At 61.4% G+C, this 19,191-nt stretch carries 14 protein-coding genes; 6 read left to right on the top strand and 8 right to left on the bottom strand.

The genetic code is table 11. The features are described from left to right. The first annotated feature begins 7 nt into the window (after positions 1-7). The gene (locus HY26_RS04365) at positions 8-1,300 is read left to right on the top strand and encodes an adenylosuccinate synthase (RefSeq protein WP_112073011.1); all 1,293 of its coding nucleotides are present in this window, start codon (positions 8-10) and stop codon (positions 1,298-1,300) included. Here the strand turns inward: HY26_RS04365 and HY26_RS04360 are convergent. Together HY26_RS04360 and ccrA are read right to left on the bottom strand one after the other, a co-directional pair. After that, positions 1,297-1,659, bottom strand: a complete 363-nt coding sequence (locus HY26_RS04360; RefSeq protein WP_112073010.1) for a nuclear transport factor 2 family protein — start codon at positions 1,657-1,659, stop codon at positions 1,297-1,299. The genes HY26_RS04365 and HY26_RS04360 overlap by 4 nt on opposite strands. 2 nt (positions 1,660-1,661) lie before the next feature. Beyond that, positions 1,662-2,921, bottom strand: coding sequence for a crotonyl-CoA carboxylase/reductase (gene ccrA / locus HY26_RS04355; RefSeq protein WP_034761576.1), 1,260 nt, complete (start codon positions 2,919-2,921; stop codon positions 1,662-1,664). Positions 2,922-3,085: 164 nt separating this feature from the next. Between ccrA and HY26_RS04350 the strand changes: the two genes are divergently transcribed. Then, positions 3,086-3,970: an aminotransferase class IV gene (locus HY26_RS04350; protein ID WP_051599522.1), complete on the top strand. Its 885-nt coding sequence runs from the start codon at positions 3,086-3,088 to the stop codon at positions 3,968-3,970. A 22-nt stretch (positions 3,971-3,992) separates the two neighbouring features. On the opposite strand, the gene HY26_RS04345 is transcribed toward HY26_RS04350, so the two are convergent. Continuing rightward, positions 3,993-4,550: a hypothetical protein gene (locus tag HY26_RS04345; RefSeq protein ID WP_155843500.1), complete on the bottom strand. Its 558-nt coding sequence runs from the start codon at positions 4,548-4,550 to the stop codon at positions 3,993-3,995. Between the two features lie 123 nt (positions 4,551-4,673). Between HY26_RS04345 and HY26_RS04340 the strand changes: the two genes are divergently transcribed. Further along, positions 4,674-6,668 (top strand): protein meaA, encoded by a 1,995-nt coding sequence (locus HY26_RS04340; protein ID WP_112073009.1) that lies wholly within the window; start codon positions 4,674-4,676, stop codon positions 6,666-6,668. 6 nt (positions 6,669-6,674) lie between these two features. On the opposite strand, the gene HY26_RS18825 is transcribed toward HY26_RS04340, so the two are convergent. Continuing rightward, positions 6,675-7,262, bottom strand: a complete 588-nt coding sequence (locus HY26_RS18825) for a hypothetical protein (RefSeq protein WP_146740180.1) — start codon at positions 7,260-7,262, stop codon at positions 6,675-6,677. Between HY26_RS18825 and rimK the strand changes: the two genes are divergently transcribed. Next, a complete protein-coding gene (gene rimK / locus HY26_RS04330) occupies positions 7,261-8,679 on the top strand; it encodes a 30S ribosomal protein S6--L-glutamate ligase (protein ID WP_112073007.1) in 1,419 nt (472 codons plus the stop codon). The genes HY26_RS18825 and rimK overlap by 2 nt on opposite strands. Here the strand turns inward: rimK and HY26_RS04325 are convergent. Next, the gene (locus HY26_RS04325; protein WP_233351534.1) at positions 8,666-9,925 is read right to left on the bottom strand and encodes a multidrug effflux MFS transporter; all 1,260 of its coding nucleotides are present in this window, start codon (positions 9,923-9,925) and stop codon (positions 8,666-8,668) included. The two genes, rimK and HY26_RS04325, sit on opposite strands and share 14 nt — an antisense overlap. A gap of 164 nt (positions 9,926-10,089) precedes the next feature. Further along, positions 10,090-10,671 carry a hypothetical protein gene (locus HY26_RS04320; RefSeq protein WP_034761587.1) on the bottom strand — a complete coding sequence of 194 codons (582 nt, stop codon included), beginning with the start codon at positions 10,669-10,671 and terminating at the stop codon, positions 10,090-10,092. Between the two features lie 185 nt (positions 10,672-10,856). Between HY26_RS04320 and HY26_RS04315 the strand changes: the two genes are divergently transcribed. Then, the gene (locus HY26_RS04315; RefSeq protein ID WP_158531417.1) at positions 10,857-12,392 is read left to right on the top strand and encodes a PQQ-dependent sugar dehydrogenase; all 1,536 of its coding nucleotides are present in this window, start codon (positions 10,857-10,859) and stop codon (positions 12,390-12,392) included. A gap of 80 nt (positions 12,393-12,472) precedes the next feature. Here the strand turns inward: HY26_RS04315 and HY26_RS04310 are convergent, their stop codons facing one another. Continuing rightward, the gene (locus HY26_RS04310; RefSeq protein WP_034761589.1) at positions 12,473-13,903 is read right to left on the bottom strand and encodes an aldehyde dehydrogenase family protein; all 1,431 of its coding nucleotides are present in this window, start codon (positions 13,901-13,903) and stop codon (positions 12,473-12,475) included. Between the two features lie 106 nt (positions 13,904-14,009). Further along, positions 14,010-16,283 carry an NADP-dependent malic enzyme gene (locus HY26_RS04305; RefSeq protein ID WP_112073004.1) on the bottom strand — a complete coding sequence of 758 codons (2,274 nt, stop codon included), beginning with the start codon at positions 16,281-16,283 and terminating at the stop codon, positions 14,010-14,012. Between the two features lie 167 nt (positions 16,284-16,450). Here HY26_RS04305 and mutS point away from each other — a divergent pair, with 167 nt between their 5' ends. Then, the gene (gene mutS, locus HY26_RS04300; RefSeq protein ID WP_233351533.1) at positions 16,451-19,162 is read left to right on the top strand and encodes a DNA mismatch repair protein MutS; all 2,712 of its coding nucleotides are present in this window, start codon (positions 16,451-16,453) and stop codon (positions 19,160-19,162) included. Positions 19,163-19,191 lie beyond the last annotated feature (29 nt).

Here is a 19,191-nt window from a genome sequence, read left to right as displayed (position 1 = left end):
GCAGCACATGGCTGGAGTCGTAGTCGTAGGCGCCCAGTGGGGCGACGAGGGCAAAGGCAAGATTGTCGACTGGCTTTCTAGCCGGGCGGATGTGGTTGTCCGTTTTCAGGGCGGGCACAATGCCGGCCATACGCTGGTGATCGACGGCAAGGTGTTCAAGCTGGCGCTGCTGCCATCCGGACTCGTTCGCGGCGGCAAGCTTTCGGTGATCGGCAATGGCGTGGTCGTCGACCCTTGGCACATGCTGACCGAAATCGAAGGCATCCAGGGGCAGGGGGTCGAGGTTTCGCCGGAGACCCTGATCCTTGCTGACAATGCTGCGCTGATCCTGCCCTGGCACAAGGATATCGATGCAGCCCGCGAAGGCGCGCTGGGCGCCGCCCAGATCGGCACGACCAAGCGCGGCATCGGCCCGGCCTATGAAGACCGTGTCGGCCGCCGGGCCATTCGTGTGGCAGACCTTGCCGACCCGGCCGCGCTCGACATGAAGATTGAACGCCTGCTGGCCCATCACCGGCCGTTGCGCGCAGGGCTCGACCTGCCGGAACCGGATGGAGCGAAGCTGAAGGCAGACCTGCTGGAAATCGCCCCGAAGATCCTGGCCTACGCCCAGCCGGTCTGGAAGCTGCTGGACGAGCAGGTGAAGGCCGGCAAGCGCATCCTGTTCGAAGGCGCCCAGGGCGTGATGCTGGATGTCGATCACGGCACTTATCCGTTCGTGACCTCCTCCAATGTCGTTGCAGGGAATGCGTCGGCAGGATCGGGTGTCGGGCCGGGCGCGATATCTTATGTGCTGGGCCTCGCGAAGGCCTACACGACGCGGGTCGGCGCTGGTCCGTTCCCGACAGAGCAGAACAATGAAATCGGCGAACGTCTTGGGACGGTGGGCCGCGAGTTCGGTACGAATACCGGCCGGGCGCGGCGCTGCGGCTGGTTCGACAGCGTCATGGTGCGCCAGGCGTGTGCGACCTCGGGCGTCAATGGGCTGGCGCTGACCAAGCTCGATGTTCTGGATGGCTTTGACGAGATCAAGATCTGCACAGCTTACCGCCTGAACGGGCGAGAGATTGACTATTTCCCCGCCGGCTTGACCGATCAGGCTGCGGTGGAACCGGTCTACGAAACCATGCCGGGCTGGAAAGGCTCGACGGCAGGGGCGCGCTCCTGGGCGGACCTTCCGGCTGAAGCGGTGAAATATGTCCGCCGCCTCGAAGAGCTCGTCGGCAAGCCCTGTGCGCTGGTCTCCACCAGTCCGGAACGCGAGGACGTCATCCTCATGCGCGATCCGTTCGAAGGCTAGGCCGGGCCGTAGGCCGCGATCGATAGGCTCACTTCGCCGTCCTCATTGAAGATGAAGGTCTCCGCGACCTTCTCTTCACGATGGTTCGTGTAGAGAATGGTCACGGCGTCCGAACCGACCAGAACATTGTCGATCGCAAAGAAAAGAGACCGGGCCCTTGAGAGGGCCTCGGTCCAGTAAGCTTGCAGCGCTTTCTTTCCGCGGACGGTGGTGGCGTCATTTCCCATCACCAGGGCAATGCGCGGGCTGTGGAAGACGACATCGTCGGCATAGTGCGACAGGATACGGTCGATATCCCGGTCGTTCCATGCCGACAGCCAGTCATTGGCAAATTCTTCCGCGAAAGCGCGGCTCAGCATGATCAGCTGGCCTGGCCGTTCACGGCAAGTACGTCTTCCACCGTACGCAGGCCCGGCTTCGGAGAGGTCACCAGCACAGCCATGTTGCCCGGCAGGTGCTTGTTATCCAGCATCTTTTCGTGTGCAGCCGGAATGTCTTCCCACGGGAAGACTTCGGACATGCCCGGATCGATACGGCGGTTGATGACCAGGTCGTTGGCGGCAGAGGCCTGTTTCAGGTTGGCAAAGTGGCTGCCCTGAACGCGTTTCTGGCGCATCCAGAGGAAACGCGCATCCATGGTCAGATTGAAGCCGGTCGTCCCGGCACAGATCACCACCATGCCGCCGCGTTTCACCACGAAGACGGAGACCGGGAAGGTCGACTCGCCAGGGTGTTCGAACACGATGTCGACATCCTTGTTGCCGGTGATCTCCCACAGCGCTTTGCCGAACTTGCGGCTTTCGCGCATATAGTCCTTGAATTCCGGACCGTTCACGGTCGGCAGCTGGCCCCAGCAATTGAAGTCCTTGCGGTTCAGCACGCCTTTCGCGCCGAGGCTGAGCACGTGCTCTTTCTTGTCGTCACTGGAGACGACGCCGATGGCGTTGGCGCCGGTAACGGCACAGAGCTGGACACCGAAACTGCCAAGGCCGCCGGAGGCGCCCCAGACGAGGACGTTGTCGGCCGGCTTCACGATGTGCGGGCGATGGCCGAACAGCATACGGTAAGCGGTGGCGAGCGTCAGCGTGTAGCAGGCGCTTTCTTCCCAGGTGAGGTGCTTCGGGCGCGGCATGCACTGGCGGGCCTGAACGCGGCAGAACTGCGCGAAGGAGCCGTCCGGTGTCTCATAGCCCCAGATGCGCTGGGATGGGGAGAACATCGGGTCGCCGCCGTTGCATTCCTCGTCGTCGCCATCGTCCTGATTGCAGTGAATGACGACTTCGTCGCCCGGCTTCACGCGCTTCACCTTGCGGCCAACGGCCCAGACGATGCCCGCGGCGTCAGATCCGGCAATGTGATAGTCCTGCTTGTGGACGTCGAACACCGACACAGGCTCGCCCAAAGCGGCCCAGATGCCGTTATAGTTCACGCCGGCAGCCATCACGAGCACCAGCACTTCGTCGGAATCGATTTCCGGCACCGGAACCTGTTCCAGCTGCATGGCGGTGGCCGGACGGCCATGACGTTCCCGGCGGATCGCCCAGGCGTACATCATTTTCGGAACGTGGAATTCGGGCGGAATCTCGCCCAACTCATAAATGTCTTTGACTTCCCGGCTCATGGCGGAATGCCCTCCTCCTTTGTACTTTCTGCAAAAAACCCGGTGGTGCGATCTTGGTGCAGCTTCACAAGGCCCTCGGCGCGCGCCACCTTGGCGTCATGGATGCCCCGATGCAAGTTGTTTTGTTGCGGTGCACAATGACAAGTCTCAGGAGCGTGACAAAAATGACAATCGGCCGGACCGTCTATCTCAACGGAAAATTCTGTCCTGTTGAGGATGCAACGATTTCCCCGTTCGACCGGGGGTTTCTGTTCGCGCACGCCGCCTATGAAGTGACATCGGTATATGATGGCCGTTTCATCGATCTTGAGGGGCATCTTTCTCGTCTCCGGCGCACTCTGGAGGGCATATCCATCCCCAATCCCTATAGTGATGAGAAATGGGCTGAAATCCACTCAGACCTCGTCGACAAGAATGGGATGGAAGAGGGGACGGTCTATCTTGAGGTGACGGCGGGGGACTATGGCCTGCGCGATTTCGCCGGGCCGGAGACGTTCACGCCTACTGTATTTCTTTACGCAGATGCCCGGCCGCTGATTGGCGATGTGGCCCGGGAGGGGATCAGGGCAATCACGCTGGGCGATACGCGCTGGAAGCGCCGCGACATGAAGACGGTGCAGCTCCTCTCCCAGGCGCTGGCCTATCGCGCCGCCCGGGAGGAGGGCGCGGAAACGGCCTTCATGGTTGAAGACGGTCTGGTCACCGAGGCTGCCTCGGCCAATGCCTGGATCGTCGATGCGGAAGGGCAGCTGATCACGCGCGAGCTATCCCATTCGATCCTGCCGGGGATTACCCGGGCGGGGGTTGTTTCCCTGCTCGAAGGCGAAGGGTTGAAGATCGTGGAGCGCGCTTTCACGCCGGAAGAGGCCGCCGCGGCGAAGGAAGTGTTCACCACATCCTCCGGCGCAATCGTTGCGCCGGTCATCTCGCTTGACGGCAAACCGGTCGGTGATGGGAAGCCTGGCCCGGTTACACGGAGGGTCCAGCGTCTCTATTTTGAGGCAATGGGGGCCGATGTCGCCGCTGTGGCGCCATGGACGCTCGGCTGAGCCCGATCGTTCGCGCCGGGCTTTAGCGTTCGTCCGGCGAGGTAAATTCGCCTTCGATGATATCTTCTGGACCCCCGCTGGGGCGGCCTCCCGAGTGGAACGAGGCGTTCAGCTGCGTCGAGATGATGTTCGCCTGGTCTGCGGCGAGCCGGGCACTGGCGAGATTCATCAGGTAAACCGCGCCGGTCGTACCCCCTGCGATCAGCAGGTCCGGCCAGCCGAACCCCCGGGCGAGCGAGGTGTCCCGGAAAAGCGCCAGGATGCCGAGCGTTATGATGAAGATACCCAGCAACAGGCCGGTACGTGCTGCGAAACCGGGCCAGAAGGCGCCGGGATCCGGCATTCTTGTTTCGCCGGCCGCGCGCAGGAAACGGATTCGCTCGATCCAGGAAACCAGCATCATTCCGCCGGCCAGCAGGAGCAGCACAAGGAAGCTTCTCTGCATGACGGCGGCGAGGGCGGCCGCGGCAGGAAATGCAACCAGTGCGGCGAGGCGAAGGCGCAGCGCCAGCTGCAGGGAGCCGGCCGACAATCCTTCTGTCGGGCCCCCTGTCGGACCGCCGGATGAAACGTGTATCATGTGATATATGTGGCCCTGCCCGCCTGCGGCCGCAAGACGCTCCATCCGGTGTCTTGTCAGTCCGGTTTCCGGAGGGCATGTTGCGCCGCAACATAAAATCCTGCGTTGGGAGGCGCATGCCCCATGGCTGACACTCAGACTTCATTCCAGCACAATCCCGACCGGCCGTGGATCTTCCGCACCTATGCCGGCCATTCGACCGCCAAGAAGTCGAATGAGCTGTACCGGATGAATCTGGGCAAGGGTCAGACGGGCCTCTCTATCGCTTTCGACCTGCCCACGCAGACGGCCTATGACGCCGACCACATCCTGGCGCGCGGCGAAGTCGGCAAGGTCGGCGTGCCGGTCAAACATCTCGGCGACATGCGCGAGCTGATGGCGGAACTGCCGCTGGAGCAGATGAACACGTCGATGACGATCAATGCACCGGCGTCCTGGATGCTGGCGCTCTATGTCGCTCTTGCCGATGAGCGCGGAGACGACCGCAAGAAGCTGCGCGGCACAACCCAGAACGACATCGTCAAGGAATACCTCTCGCGCGGCACTTATGTGTTCCCGCCCGAGCCGTCGATGAAGCTGATCTCGGACATGGTCACCTGGTGCTACACCGAGGTGCCGAAGTGGAATCCGATGAATGTCTGCTCCTACCATTTGCAGGAAGCGGGCGCGACGCCGGAACAGGAGCTCGCCTACGCGCTTGCCACGGCCATTGCCGTGCTCGATACGGTAAAAGCTGGTGGCAAAGTTCCAGAAGAAGACTTTGAAATTGTTTTCGGGCGGATCTCATTCTTCGTGAACGCGGGTGTGCGTTTCGTTACAGAACTTTGCAAAATGCGTGCCTTTGTGGAACTCTGGGAGGAGATCGGCCGGGAGCGTTATGGCGTGACCGATCCGAAAGCCCTGCTGTTCCGCTATGGCGTTCAGGTGAACTCCCTTGGTCTGACCGAGCCGCAGCCCGAGAACAATGTCTATCGTATCCTTATCGAGGCGTTGGCCGTGACGCTGTCCAAGAAGGCCCGCTGCCGCGCGCTGCAGCTGCCCGCCTGGAACGAGGCGCTTGGCCTGCCACGCCCATGGGACCAGCAATGGTCTCTGCGCCTGCAGCAGATTCTCGCTTACGAAACAGACCTCCTGGAATATGAAGACCTGTTCGACGGCAGTCATGTGATCGAAGGCAAGACGGACGAACTGAAAGAGCTCGCCCGAACGACGCTCGCGGAAATCGATGCGCGCGGCGGCGCGACGAACTCCATCGACTTCATGAAGGAAAGTCTCGTCGGCGCACATATCGAGCGCGTGAAGGCAATTGAATCCGGCGCCCTGACCGTCGTTGGCGTCAACCGCTACACCGAAACGGAAGAAAGCCCGCTCGGCGGCGGCGACGGGGCGATCCAGACGGTCGATCCGGCCGAAGAGATGATGCAGGTCCGTGAACTGACGGCCTGGCGTGCGAACCGCGACAACGCCGCTGCTGAAGCCGCACTCGCCAGCCTCAAGGCTGCTGCGCAAGAGGGGACCAATATCATGGAGCCCTCCATCACCTGCGCCAAGGCCGGTGTCACCACTGGTGAGTGGGGTGAGGCGATGCGTGAAGTGTTCGGCGAATATCGCGGGCCCACCGGCGTGGCGGTCGTCATCAATTCCGACAGCGATGAAGACACCGAAGCCGTCCGCAAGGAAGTCGACCGGGTGTCCGATGCGCTCGGCCGCCGCCTGACCTATGTGCTCGGCAAGCCGGGTCTCGACGGCCACTCCAACGGCGCCGAACAGATCGCGGCGCGTGGCCGCGAGGTCGGCATGGATGTCGTCTATGAAGGCATCCGCTTCGCGCCCAATGAAATTGCCGCGCAGGCCAAGGAAGCCAATGCCCATGTGGTCGGCCTGTCCATCCTGTCGGGCAGCCATCTTGATCTCGTCCGCGAAACGCTGGCAGAACTTCGCAAGGTCGGTCTCGACAATGTGCCGGTTGTGGTCGGCGGCATCATCCCGCCAGAAGATGCTCAGGCTCTGCGCCAGATGGGGGTTTCCCGCATCTACACGCCGAAGGACTTCAAGATCACCGGCATCATGGGCGACGTCGTCGGCATCGTTGAAAAGGCCTGGCTTGTGAAAGGCTGAGCGCTATCAGGTTCTGGTTGCTTCCAGAAAAGCCAGAGATAGTCCGACAAAGCCAATCAGGAAAAAGAGAGGGAGCGCCTCAAGGAAGAAGACCTTGTGGCGAGGCCAACCGACGGTCTGTTTGAGGACCAACGTCAGCAGACGACCAAGTGCCAGACACATGAATAGCCAGAGCGCCATGTCAAAAAAGACAAGGCTTAATGCATTGCCGGCTCCGTGGTCGCACGCTACGCAGCGCATGAATTTCTGAAGTTCTAGGTTGAGGAACCACAAGATGGTTCCTGCTAAGCCCGTCAGCACAAGGTAGGAGCGCCAGCTCCAGGTAAAGCATGGCGCAATCACCCAGAGAGGGAGCAACCTTCCTATTACCTGGATGAGATCTTCCATGAAACTTCCGGCAGTTGAAGGGATGTTCGGGGCGTTACTTAAAATAGAAATTGTAGGCGACAATTTGTTGAACTTCGACTTTTTTCTCGACGGTCGTTCCCGGCTTTCTATCAGGTTAGAGGTGAGCCCTGTCATGTTCTTGCCGCTTGTGCTTGTCTTCAGGCAGGCATAAGCGGCGGAAAATTCTGACAGAGGCGCACTGACCATGCCCCACTCCAACCCGTTCGAGCTCGGCTGGGAAGAATGGCTGGCACTGCCAGACCTCGGCTTGCCGGCGATCAAGGCGAAGATCGATACGGGCGCGAAGACGTCCGCGCTGCATGCCAGCGTGATCGAGCCGTTTGGTCCGGTGACCAATCCGCAAGTACGGTTCCTGATCCAGCCCGACCCGAACGATCCGGCCCTGGAAGTGACCTGTTCTGCGCCCGTGGTTGACCGGCGCGAGGTAACGAGTTCCAACGGCGAGACCGAGCTGCGCTATGTGATCGAAACGGAAGTCCAGATGGGCGCCCGGCGCTGGCCCATCCAGCTGACTCTGACCAACCGCGAGAACATGATGTACCGCATGCTGTTCGGCCGCGGCGCCATGCAGCCGGACATGGTGGTTGACCCGAACGAATCCTTCCGCATGCCGGAACTCTCCTACAAGCTCTACAAGGGCTTGCCGAAGAAGAAGCCGGTGAAGCGCCCGCTTCGCATTGCGCTGCTGACGCGGGAGCCCAACAATTATTCCAGCCGCCGTCTTGTTGAGGCAGCGCGTGAACGTGGCCATGTGATCGAAATGATCGACACGGCCCGCTGCTACATGCAGATCGGCACGCTGGATCCGCAGGTGCATTATGACGGCAAGGCGCTGCCGCGATACGACGCTGTGATCCCGCGCATCGGCGCCAAGATTACCGACTATGGCATGGCCGTGCTGCGCCAATTCTCGAACACAGGTGCGGTTTGCCTCAACGGGGCAGGGTCGATCGGCCGGTCACGCGACAAGCTTCTGGCCCAGCAGCTGCTCGCCCGGGCGAAGATCGCCATGCCGGTGACAGCCTTTGCGCATAGCCCGAAGGATACGAAAGACCTGATCGGCCTCGTGGATGGGGCACCGGTCGTGTTGAAACTGCTGACCTCAACACAAGGACGCGGCGTGGTTCTGGCTGAAACGCGCAAGGCGGCCGAAAGCCTCGTGGATGCATTCCGCGGGCTCGATGCGGACTTCCTGGTTCAGGAATTCGTGGAAGAGGCCGCCGGGGCGGATGTGCGCGCCTTCGTGATCGGTAACAAGGTCGTCGGCGCCATGAAACGTCAGGCACAGAAGGGGGAGTTCCGCTCCAACCTGCACCGCGGTGGAACGGCATCCAGCATTCGCCTGACGGCGGAAGAACGGGAAACCGCTCGCGCAGCAGCGAAAGTGCTGGGGCTGAGCGTGGCGGGCGTCGACCTGCTGCAGACCAAGGACGGGCCGAAAGTGCTGGAGGTCAATTCCTCTCCCGGCCTCGAAGGTATCGAGAATGCCACCGGCAAGGACATTGCCGACAAGATCATCGAACACCTGGAGCGTCAGGTGCGTCCTCTGTCCAGCGACCGGGAAAACGTCACGCGCAGCAACCGCCGGATCAACGTGAACTGAACAGCTTGCCCTTTTCGGTGATCAGGATGATCGTGAGGGAAGAGAGACCGAGGCAGACAAAGCCGAGCATCAACGGGATCGTGGAGCCGTTGTATTGGCTGCCGATCAGCATGCCGATCAGGCTGGAGACGGTCGTCGTGGCAAATCCATATGCAGCGGATGCCGTCCCGGCGATGGAGCCCAGCGGTTCCATGGCGAGCGCCGAGAAGTTCGAGCCCAGCAGGCCGAAACAGGCGAATGTCAGGATGAACAGCGGATAGAACCAGAGAAGGTTCTCGCCCATGAAAAAGGTGATCGCTGCAGACAGGGCCGACAGCCCGGTGAACAGGAACAGGGCTGAATGGCTGATCCGGCGCATGCCGATCTTCTCGACCAGTCTCGAGTTGGCGAAGTTGGCCACGGCCAGCATGGCGGCGATTCCTGAGAACCAGAGAACGAAGTCCTGACCGCGGCCAAAGACTTCCCGGAAAACCTGTTCAGACGTCGCGATGAAAGAGAAGAGCGCGCCGAACACGATACCGGACGCACACATGTATCCGAATGTGACCGGCGTGCGGATCACTTGTGCATAGGCACCGAGTGCATTGCCGAGGTTCAGCGGCCGGCGGTTTTCAGTCGGCAGCGTTTCCGGCAGGCGGGCCCATGTCCAGCCAAGCATGCCAAGTCCGAACACGACCAGCGCGCCGAAGATCCACTCCCAAGGCGCTACCAGGAGAATGGCTTGTCCGACGGCCGGGGCGATGATCGGGATGATCATGAAAATGGTCATCACCAGCGACATGAAACGGGCCATCTGCCGTCCGGCGAAAAGGTCACGGACGATGGAGACAGCCACCAGCCGGGCACCGGACGAGAACACGCCCTGCACAAAGCGTGCGGCCAACAGGGCATGGAACTCCCGCAGTGTGATGCACAGCGATGCCATGACGATGTAGCCGATGAGGCTGACAAAGAGCGGGCCGCGGCGCCCGAACCGGTCGGTGATCGGCCCCCAAAGGATTTGGGGCGCTCCAAAACCGAGGATGTAGGAGAAGATGATGAGTTGCTGGCGGTTGTCGCTCTCGACGCCTTCAGCCGTCAGGCCGACGGCATGCGCGATCTCGTTCAGGGCCGGGAGCATGATGTCGATGGCCAGCGCGTTCAGGGCCATCAGACCCGCGACCATGACCACCATTTCCATCTGCCCCGGAACCTTCCGGTCGGGCAGTGTTTCGGGCGTCGGTGCCTTTGTTTCAGTATCGGGCACCGCGTGCGCCTTTCGAGCCAGTGAGTTTCTGGGAAAGGCTATCTGGACCCGTCAGGCCATCATTACCAGAGCTGCCGGCAGAAAACTGTCAGACGGGCCTGCGCCCGCTCCGAATGGCGGGGCGGGTTACTCGAATTCTGACGGTGTGAAATCCAGAGACCAGATCAGGGTTGCGGGCGCACGATGCTGCCGGAAAGGTTCATGATAACCTGGTCTGCATCGAAATAGGCCGCGTCATCAGGCTTTGGCCCTTTGCCCATCAGGATCTCCGCCGAAGCAATGTAGCGCGTCGACTCCCTGTATTCAGCCGAGCCCCAATAAGGGTCGTAATAGCCCCAGCGCGGCCAGAATGGATCCGGATAATAGGGCCGGGCGCGATAGTAGGCCGCGCTCGGCCCGTAATAATAATAGTCGAGATAAAAGTGATCGTAGAATGGCGAGTAGGGTCCGCCGCCTGTCGGCACCAGCCGGCTTTTCGCGTCCGTATCCCGGTGCACGACCCGGAAATGATCATACCCGTTCAGTTTGGTCAGCTCTGCTGCGCGGTAGAGCAGGTAGGTTTCCACTGTCTTGCGGTCTGTCAGGCTGTTGCCGGCAAACTGGACGCGGAACCGGTTGTTCTCGATCTGCTGTTCGGAATAGCCGCGGCTGGAGGAGTCGATGGCCGCCTGGTACGGCGTCGCGGTCGCGCAGGCACCAAGCAGGGCAAGTGCTGCTATCGCAGCAGGAAGAACAAGTTTCCGCATCTGGGAGTACCTCCGGCGCACAGTCGTTTGAGTGTATTATATGGATCGTTGTAGCTGAACGCCAGTTGAACCATGTCGCAGCCGGCCGCTGACGGCATGAAGATGTTGTTATGTTTGACCTCTTGTCTGGTCTGCCGGGCCTGCTCGTATACGCTTCGTGAATTACGCGGAGGCGCCGTATGCGGTTGAGTGATGCAGTCACAAAATGGATCACCGGGACATGTCTGCTCGGCCTGGCTGCTTGTGGAGGCGGTGGCAGCAGCAATGGTACCGCGCCTCCGGCCAACCAGCCGCCGGTCTTTTCGAGCGCGACAAGTGTCAGTGTCGCCGAAAACACGAGCGGCACATTTTACACCGTCAGTGCGTCTGATCCGGATGGTGGCGCGGTGACGCTGAGTGTCGTGTCTGGCGGGGATGAGGGGGCATTCACCATCGACTTGGAGGCGCGGACGATCGCTTTCGCCTCGCCCCCCGATTTCGAAGCGCCACTCGATGCGAATTTGGACAACACTTATGGACTGACCCTGGAAGCACGCGACGCGGGCGGGTTGACCGCACGGCTCAGCCTAACCGTGACGGTGACGGATCTGACGGAAGGACTTGCCCTGCAGCGCACCGGATCCGGTTTTTCCACGCCACTGTTCGTTATCCAGTTGCCCGGCACCGAGCAGCTTGTCGTGCTGGAAAAGGGCGGACTGGCGCGCCTGCTCAATCGGCAGAACGGCACAATTAGGAGCGTACCATTTCTGGATGTGTCCGGATCGATATCCACCGATGGAGAGCGGGGCCTTCTGGGACTGACATTCTCGCCGGATTTCGCGACTGACCGGACTTTCTACGTGAATGTCACCAACCCGGCGGGAGATACGGAAATCCGCCGTTACCAGACTTATACAACTTCACCAGGGCAGGCGGATCCAACGACAGAAGAATTGGTCCTGACGATTCCGCAGGAAGGGAACAACCACAATGGTGGTTGGCTGGATTTCGGCCCGGACGGCCTGCTCTATGTTGCCATGGGCGATGGTGGAGGAGCAGGCGATCCGCTTGAGCGGGCGCAGGACCCTGACTTCCTGCTCGGAAAGCTGCTGCGGATTGATGTGACCTCGGATGATTTTCCAGCCGATCCCGATCGCAATTACGCAATACCTGCCGGGAATGCGTATCCGGGCGGAGCGGGCGGGCGGCCTGAAATCTACGCGCTCGGCCTGCGCAATCCCTTCCGATGCAGCTTCGATGCGGCATCCGGAGACCTGTTCATCGCCGATGTCGGCCAGGGCGTAGTCGAGGAGATCGACCGGATCGGCACGAACGAACCCGGCGTCAATTTCGGCTGGGACAATCTCGAAGGAACGGAGATCTACGAAGGCCCGGACGATCCGTCCTTCCGACACCCTGTCGCACAATACTTCCATGGATCTGCTGCGAACCAGGGCAATTCGATCACGGGTGGATATGTCTATCGCGGAAGCATCGCGGCCATTCGGGATCACTATGTGTTTGCAGATTTCGTCAACAGCAATGTCTGGTCGATCCCGGAAGCAGATCTTGTGAATGGTTCAACAGTCGCCGTGACAGCCGGGATGCGCCTCAATGACCAGCTGGTTCCGGATCAGGGAAGCCTCTCAAATGTGTCGAGTTTCGGAGAGGATGCGGACGGTAATCTTTATATCGTCTCGTACGGGAGTGGAGACATCTTCCGATTTGTCAGTATACCCTGATAATCGATGACGATGAAATCAGCGCATAATAAAAGGGCGGCCCCGCGAGGCCGCCCTTTCGAATTCAGGATCTGGCTGGATCAGGCGGCCTTGTAGCCGATCACTGCCTTGACCTCGAGGAATTCCTCAAAGCCTTCCTCGCCCCACTCGCGGCCATTGCCGGACTGGCCGTAGCCACCGAACGGCGCCGTGAAATCAGGGCGTGCGCCATTGACCTGGATCTGGCCAGCGCGGATGCGATTGGCGACCTTGTTGGCTTCATCTTCAGGGCCCTGCACATAACCAGCCAGGCCATAGACCGTGTCGTTCGCCATTTCGATGGCGTCTTCAACGTCCTCGTAGGGCAGGATGCAGAGCACCGGTCCGAAGATTTCCTCGCGAGCGATCGTCATGTCGTTGGTGACGTTGGCGAAGACGGTCGGGCGGGCGAAGTAGCCCTTGTTGAAGCCTTCCGGACGGCCCGGGCCACCGGCGACCAGCGTTGCGCCTTCTTCGATGCCCTTCTGAATGAGGTCCTGTACCTTCTGGTACTGGTTGCCATTCGAGATCGGGCCGATGGCACCAGGGGTTGCTTCCGCCGGCATCATAACCTTCACGGACTCAGCGGTCGCCTTGGCGATTGCGATCGCTTCGTCCTGCTGGTCCTTCTGGACGAACATCCGGGACGGGGCGTTACAGGACTGACCGGAATTGGTCATCATCTGGATGACACCGCCGGAGACAGCCTTCTGCAGGTCTGCGCTCGGCAGGACGATGTTCGGGCTCTTGCCGCCCAGTTCCTGCGCAACGCGCTTCACGGTCGGTGCTGCGGCCTGTGCCACGAGCACGCCCGCGCGGGTGGAGCCGGTGAAGGACATCATGTCGACATCCGGATGCGCGGACAGCGTTGCGCCGACGCCCGGGCCGTCACCGTTCACGAGATTGAACACGCCTTTCGGCACGCCGGCCTCATGGATGATTTCAGTCAGGATCATGGCGTCGATCGGGGCGATTTCAGACGGCTTCAGCACCATGGTGCAGCCTGCGGCGATGGCCGGGGCCACTTTGCAGGCGATCTGGTTGATCGGCCAGTTCCACGGCGTGATGAAGCCGCAAACACCGATGGGTTCTTTGCGCAAAAGGGTCGTGCCCTTCACTTCTTCCCATTTGTAGTTCCGCAGGATCGCGGCGGTCGTTGCGAAGTGACCCATGCCGGACGGCACCTGGGCTGCATTGGCCAGCCACATCGGCGCGCCCATTTCGGTGGAAACGGCTTCAGCCAGTTCCGGCAGACGGGCCTGAATGCCTGCTGCGATCTTGTCGAGCAGCTCGGCGCGGTATTCCACGGTCGTCTGCGAGAAGGCCGGGAAGGCTGCCTTGGCGGCGGCCACGGCCTTGTCGACGTCTGCCTTCGAGCCGAGCGAAATGACGGCAAAGTTTTCCTCGGTTGCCGGGTTCTCGACTTCGAGCGTTTTCGGTGTCACGGGATCGACCCATTCACCATTGATGTAGAATTTCAGATACTCTTTCATGCCGCTCGGGCCTCCCTCCAAAGGTGTCAGACTATAATAAGTATAGGGGCAGGACCCGCGACCCGCGAGTCCTTACCCGACGATATGTCCGCTTTGTCATCGGCGATTAGCCGTGAACATTGTCCACATCATAGGCGGCAATCGTGGCGAGGTTCACGATATCCCCGACCGTCGCGCCCAGCGAGGCGATCTGCACCGGCTTTTCGAGGCCAAGCAGCATCGGGCCGATCACGGTAGCGCGGCTCATCGATTCCAGAAGCTTGGTCGAAATCGATGCGGCGTGAATGGCTGGCATCACGAGAACATTGGCCGGACCGCTGAGACGCGAGAACGGATACAGCATCCAGTGGTTCGGATTCAGCGCGACGTCCGCTGACATGTCGCCCTCATACTCGAAGTCAATGCCATCCATCTTGTCGAGAATGGCGACAGCCTCACGGACTTTCTCACCCCGTTCGCCCATCGGGTTGCCGAAGGTGGAATAGGACAGGAAGGCGACCCGCGGGATAAAGCCGACCGATTGAACGGCGCGCGCTGCCTCAATGGCGATGTCGGCAAGCTCCGGCCCGCCCGGCAGTTCGGTTACGCTGGTGTCCGCGATGAACACCGTCTTGCCGCGGTTGATCACCATCGACATGCCAATAACGGCCTGGCCCGGGATCGGGTCCAGCACCATCTGGGCGTCTTTCAGGGCAACATCATAGTTGCGGGTGACGCCTGTGACCATGCCGTCGGCATCGCCATTCTTCAGCATGCAGGAGCCGAATATGTTGCGGTCGTTGTTGACGAGGCGCTGCACGTCCCGCTTGAGGTAGCCCTCGCGCTGAACGCGGGCATACAGCATGTCCGTGTAGACTGGGTTATTGTCCGACAGGCGGGCATTGATGATTTCCAGCGATCCGGTCGGAACGCCCATCATTTCCATCGTCTGCTCAACCTGGGCTTCGCGGCCGATCAGGATCGGATGACCGAGGCCCTGATTCTTGAAGCTGTAGGCGGCGCGGACGACCGCCGGTTCTTCACCTTCCGCGAACACGATCCGCCGTTGTACTTCCTTGCAGCGCGCCTGCACGCCTTCGAGGAAGGCGGCGGCCGGATCGGAGCGGCGCTTCAACTGGGCACGGTAGGCATCCATGTCCGCGATGGGTTTGCGGGCAACGCCGGTGTCCATGGCGGCCTGCGCCACGAAGGGCGGGACGTGCGAGATGAGGCGCGGATCGAACGGAGAGGGGATGATATACTCCCGTCCGAAAGAGGGGCGTGATCCGTGATAGGCGGCCGCCACTTCATCCGGCACGTCTTCACGTGCGAGTTCCGCCAAAGCGTAAGCGGCGGCGACCTTCATCTCTTCATTGATGCTGCGTGCCCGGACATCGAGCGCGCCGCGGAAGATGTAGGGGAAGCCGAGGACGTTGTTCACCTGGTTGGGATAGTCCGACCGGCCCGTCGCGATGATGGCATCATCACGGACGGTCTTGATCTCTTCCGGAGTGATTTCCGGGTCCGGATTGGCCATGGCAAAGATGATCGGGTTCGGCGCCATTTTCTTGACCATGTCCGCCGTCACGGCGCCCTTGATCGACAGGCCGAGGAAAATGTCCGCGCCTTCCATGGCTTCGGTCAGCGTCCGCTTGGTCGTCTTCACGGCGAAGGCGGATTTGAACTGGTCCATCCGTTCGGTGCGGCCTTCATAGACCACGCCCGTCGAGTCGCACATCAGGATGTTTTCCGCCTTCACGCCAAGATGGCGGATGAGGCCAGCGCAGGAGAGGCCTGCGGCGCCCGCACCGGAGACGGCGACTTTCACGTCTTTCAGGTCACGGCCTGTGATATGGCAGGCATTGATGATGCCCGCTGCGGCAATGATGGCCGTGCCGTGCTGGTCGTCATGGAAGACCGGAATGTCCAACTCTTCGCGCAGGCGGCTTTCAATGACGAAACAGTCCGGAGATCCGATGTCTTCCAGATTGATGCCACCCCATGTGTCGCCAATGTTGCGAACAGTCCGGATGAAATCTTCCGCATCCTTCGTATTCACTTCGACATCGATACTGTCGATATCGGCGAAGCGCTTGAACAGGACGGACTTGCCTTCCATCACCGGCTTCGAGGCCATCGGGCCAAGATCGCCAAGGCCGAGAATGGCGGTGCCGTTTGAGATCACGGCGACCATGTTGCCCTTTGACGTATAGTCATAGGCCTTGTCTTCATCCTCTGCGATGGCAAGCACGGGAACGGCCACGCCCGGGCTGTATGCCAGCGACAGGTCCCGCTGGGTCCCCATGGGCTTGGTCGGCGCCATGGAAATCTTGCCGGCGGTCGGCTTGGAATGGAAATCAAGGGCTTCCTGATCGGTGAAGCTGGGGCGCTTTGACGTCATGACTTGGGGTCTGTTCTACGGGTCTGTTTCGGTTCTCGATTGGGGCCGGACCCTAGGCCGCACCGGGGAGGCTGCCAACTGCCTAAATGACCGAAAAGCATGCGATTTCAGCAAGGCTGGCCAGATGCTTTGCGAATCCCCTGGCAAACGGCTAGCGTCCGCGCAACATGGCTGACACTGCAACCTCCTCTCCTGCGAGCAAGACTTCTGCGCCGACCCCGTTCATGGCGCAATATCTTTCCATTAAAGCGCAGCAACCCGATGCGCTTTTGTTTTTTCGCATGGGAGATTTCTACGAACTGTTCTTCGACGATGCCGTAGACGCTGCGCGCATCCTCGACATCACGCTCACCTCGCGCGGGGAACATGAGGGCAAGCCGATCCCGATGGCCGGTGTGCCCTACCATGCGGCCGAAGGATATCTTGCCCGTCTGATCAAGGCCGGATGCCGTGTGGCGGTGTGCGAACAGACCGAAAGTCCGGCCGAAGCGAAGAAGCGCGGCTCCAAGGCGATCGTGAACCGGGAGATTGTGCGGATCGTCACGCCTGGCACCCTGACGGAGGAGGCCTTGCTGCCCGCCCGACAGGGACAGGCGCTGGCCGCCATTGCTTTGGGGGCAGGGGGAACAGAAGCGGCGATCGCCGTTTGCGACGTGTCGACAGGCACATTCGACGTCGCGGCGGTCGCCCCGCCTGCACTCGCCGACATGTTGATGGCCTGGCCGCTGTCGGAATTGCTGGCAGCCGACGCCGACAGCGGCAAACCGCCGATCATTTCGGCGACCGCGGCGTCTGCTGCACCGGTCACGTGGCGGCCCGCGCGGGCGGCGACGCACAAGACCGGGGAGGCGCTCCTGAAGGAAGCCTTCGATATCGCCGCCATCGATGCGCTCGGGGACTTCAGCCGTACCGAGCTTTCCGCCATCGGCCTGCTGCTCGACTATGTGAAGCTGACACAGGCAGGCAGCGAGATCCGCCTCGATCCGCCGCGCCGGCCCGATCCATCCGGGCATCTGTCGATTGATCCGGCAACCCGGGCCAGCCTCGAGATCGACCGGGCCATGAATGGCGGACGTGACGGATCCCTCCTCGGCACGATCGACCGGACGGTTACCGCGCCCGGCGCGCGCCTTCTGGCGGCCCGCCTCGCACGGCCTTCACTCGACAAGGCGGAGATCGAGGCCCGTCTCGATGCTGCGGCTTGGTTCGTGGACGACACATCTGCACTTGAGGATCTAAGGGCCCGGTTGCGCCAGGCCCCGGACCTGGAGCGTGCCCGGACGCGTCTCAATCTTGGCCGAGGAGGCCCACGCGACCTGCTTGCCATTGCCAATGCGCTGCAGGCGGCAAGCGAAGGGGCGGGTCTTCTGAAACAATCCGGCGCATTGCCGGACCAGCTGGCGCGTGCCTGCGAGCAGCTGGACCTGTCAGGCCAGCCTGGCCTTGCGGAACTTGCAGGGGACATGGCGCGCGCCATCAAGGAAAGTCCGCCAACTCTCGCACGAGATGGCGGGTTCGTTGCAACCGGATGGGACAAGGCACTGGACGATGTCCGGGCGTTGCGGGACGACAGCCGCAAGATCATTGCGGAGATGCAGGCGCGCTATGCCAGCGACACCGGTATTTCTGCATTGAAAGTCAAGTTCAACAATGTGCTCGGCTATTTTGTCGACGTGCCGGCAAAGCACGGCGACACATTGATGACGCCCCCCTGGTCGGAGACCTTCATTCACCGGCAGACGCTTGCCGGGAATGTCCGCTTTTCGACCAGCGAACTGGCGGACCTTGCCGGACGGATCTCGCGTGCGGAGGAAGAGGCCAAGGCGCGGGAACTGGCGATCTTTGATGAGCTGTCAACGCGCGTGTCAGCGGCCAGTGCTGAATTGTCCGCGAGTGCCGGGGCGATTGCCAGACTGGATGTGGCCGCTGCGACGGCAGCCTGGGCTCTGGAAGCAGAGGCTGTCCGTCCTCGGATTGAAGAAGCGCCCGTCTTCGAAGCAGATGCCCTGCGCCACCCAGTTGTCGAAGCCGCGCTCAAAAAGGAGGGGCAGGGCTTTACCGCCAATGCCCTGACGCTTGATGCGCATGGTGGAGACGCGCCGCGCCTCCTGCTGGTGACCGGGCCGAACATGGCCGGCAAGTCCACCTATCTGCGCCAGTCGGCGCTTGCAGTGATCCTGGCGCAGGCTGGTTTGTTCGTCCCGGCGCGCAGCATCCGGGTCGGTCTCGCGGACCGTGTTTTCTCCCGTGTGGGTGCGTCCGACGATCTGGCGCGCGGACGGTCCACCTTCATGGTGGAGATGGTCGAGACCGCCGCGATCCTGACCCAGGCGACCAGCCGCAGCTTTGTCATCCTCGACGAGGTCGGCCGGGGCACGTCGACCTGGGACGGGCTGGCCATCGCCTGGGCGGCGGTCGAACATCTGCACTCGACCAATGGCTGCCGGGCCCTGTTTGCCACGCACTATCATGAGCTGACGGGACTTGCAGATGATTTGGCCGGCGCGGCCAATGCGTCTTTGCGGGCCCGTGAATGGAAGAACGATCTGGTCTTCCTGCATGAAGTACAACCAGGGCCTGCCGACAGGTCTTACGGGGTCCAGGTTGCGCGTCTTGCGGGCCTGCCGAAAAAGGCGGTGACGCGCGCCGCGCAGATCCTGAAGCGTCTCGAAACCGATCCTTCATCGGCCGAAACCCTGCCGCTGTTTGCAGCGTCGCCTCTGAGTGTCGAAGAGGAGGAGGCCGACGCGCCTGCGCCATCCGGAGCTGGCCACCGGCTCGCGAGCCTGCTGGAAGATATCGATCCGGATTCCCTGACACCCCGGGAGGCATTGGACCTGGTTTACAGGCTGAAGGACGAAGCGAGGAACGAGGACTGAGGCCTGGCTCGATCGTTCAAGAGCTTCGA

The sequence above is a fragment of the Hyphomonas sp. GM-8P genome, from assembly GCF_003263315.1.
In the GTDB taxonomy this organism is placed as follows: Bacteria; Pseudomonadota; Alphaproteobacteria; order Caulobacterales; family Hyphomonadaceae; genus Hyphomonas.
Note: the sequence above shows the minus strand (reverse complement) of the source record. Positions and strands in the feature narration are given on the sequence as shown.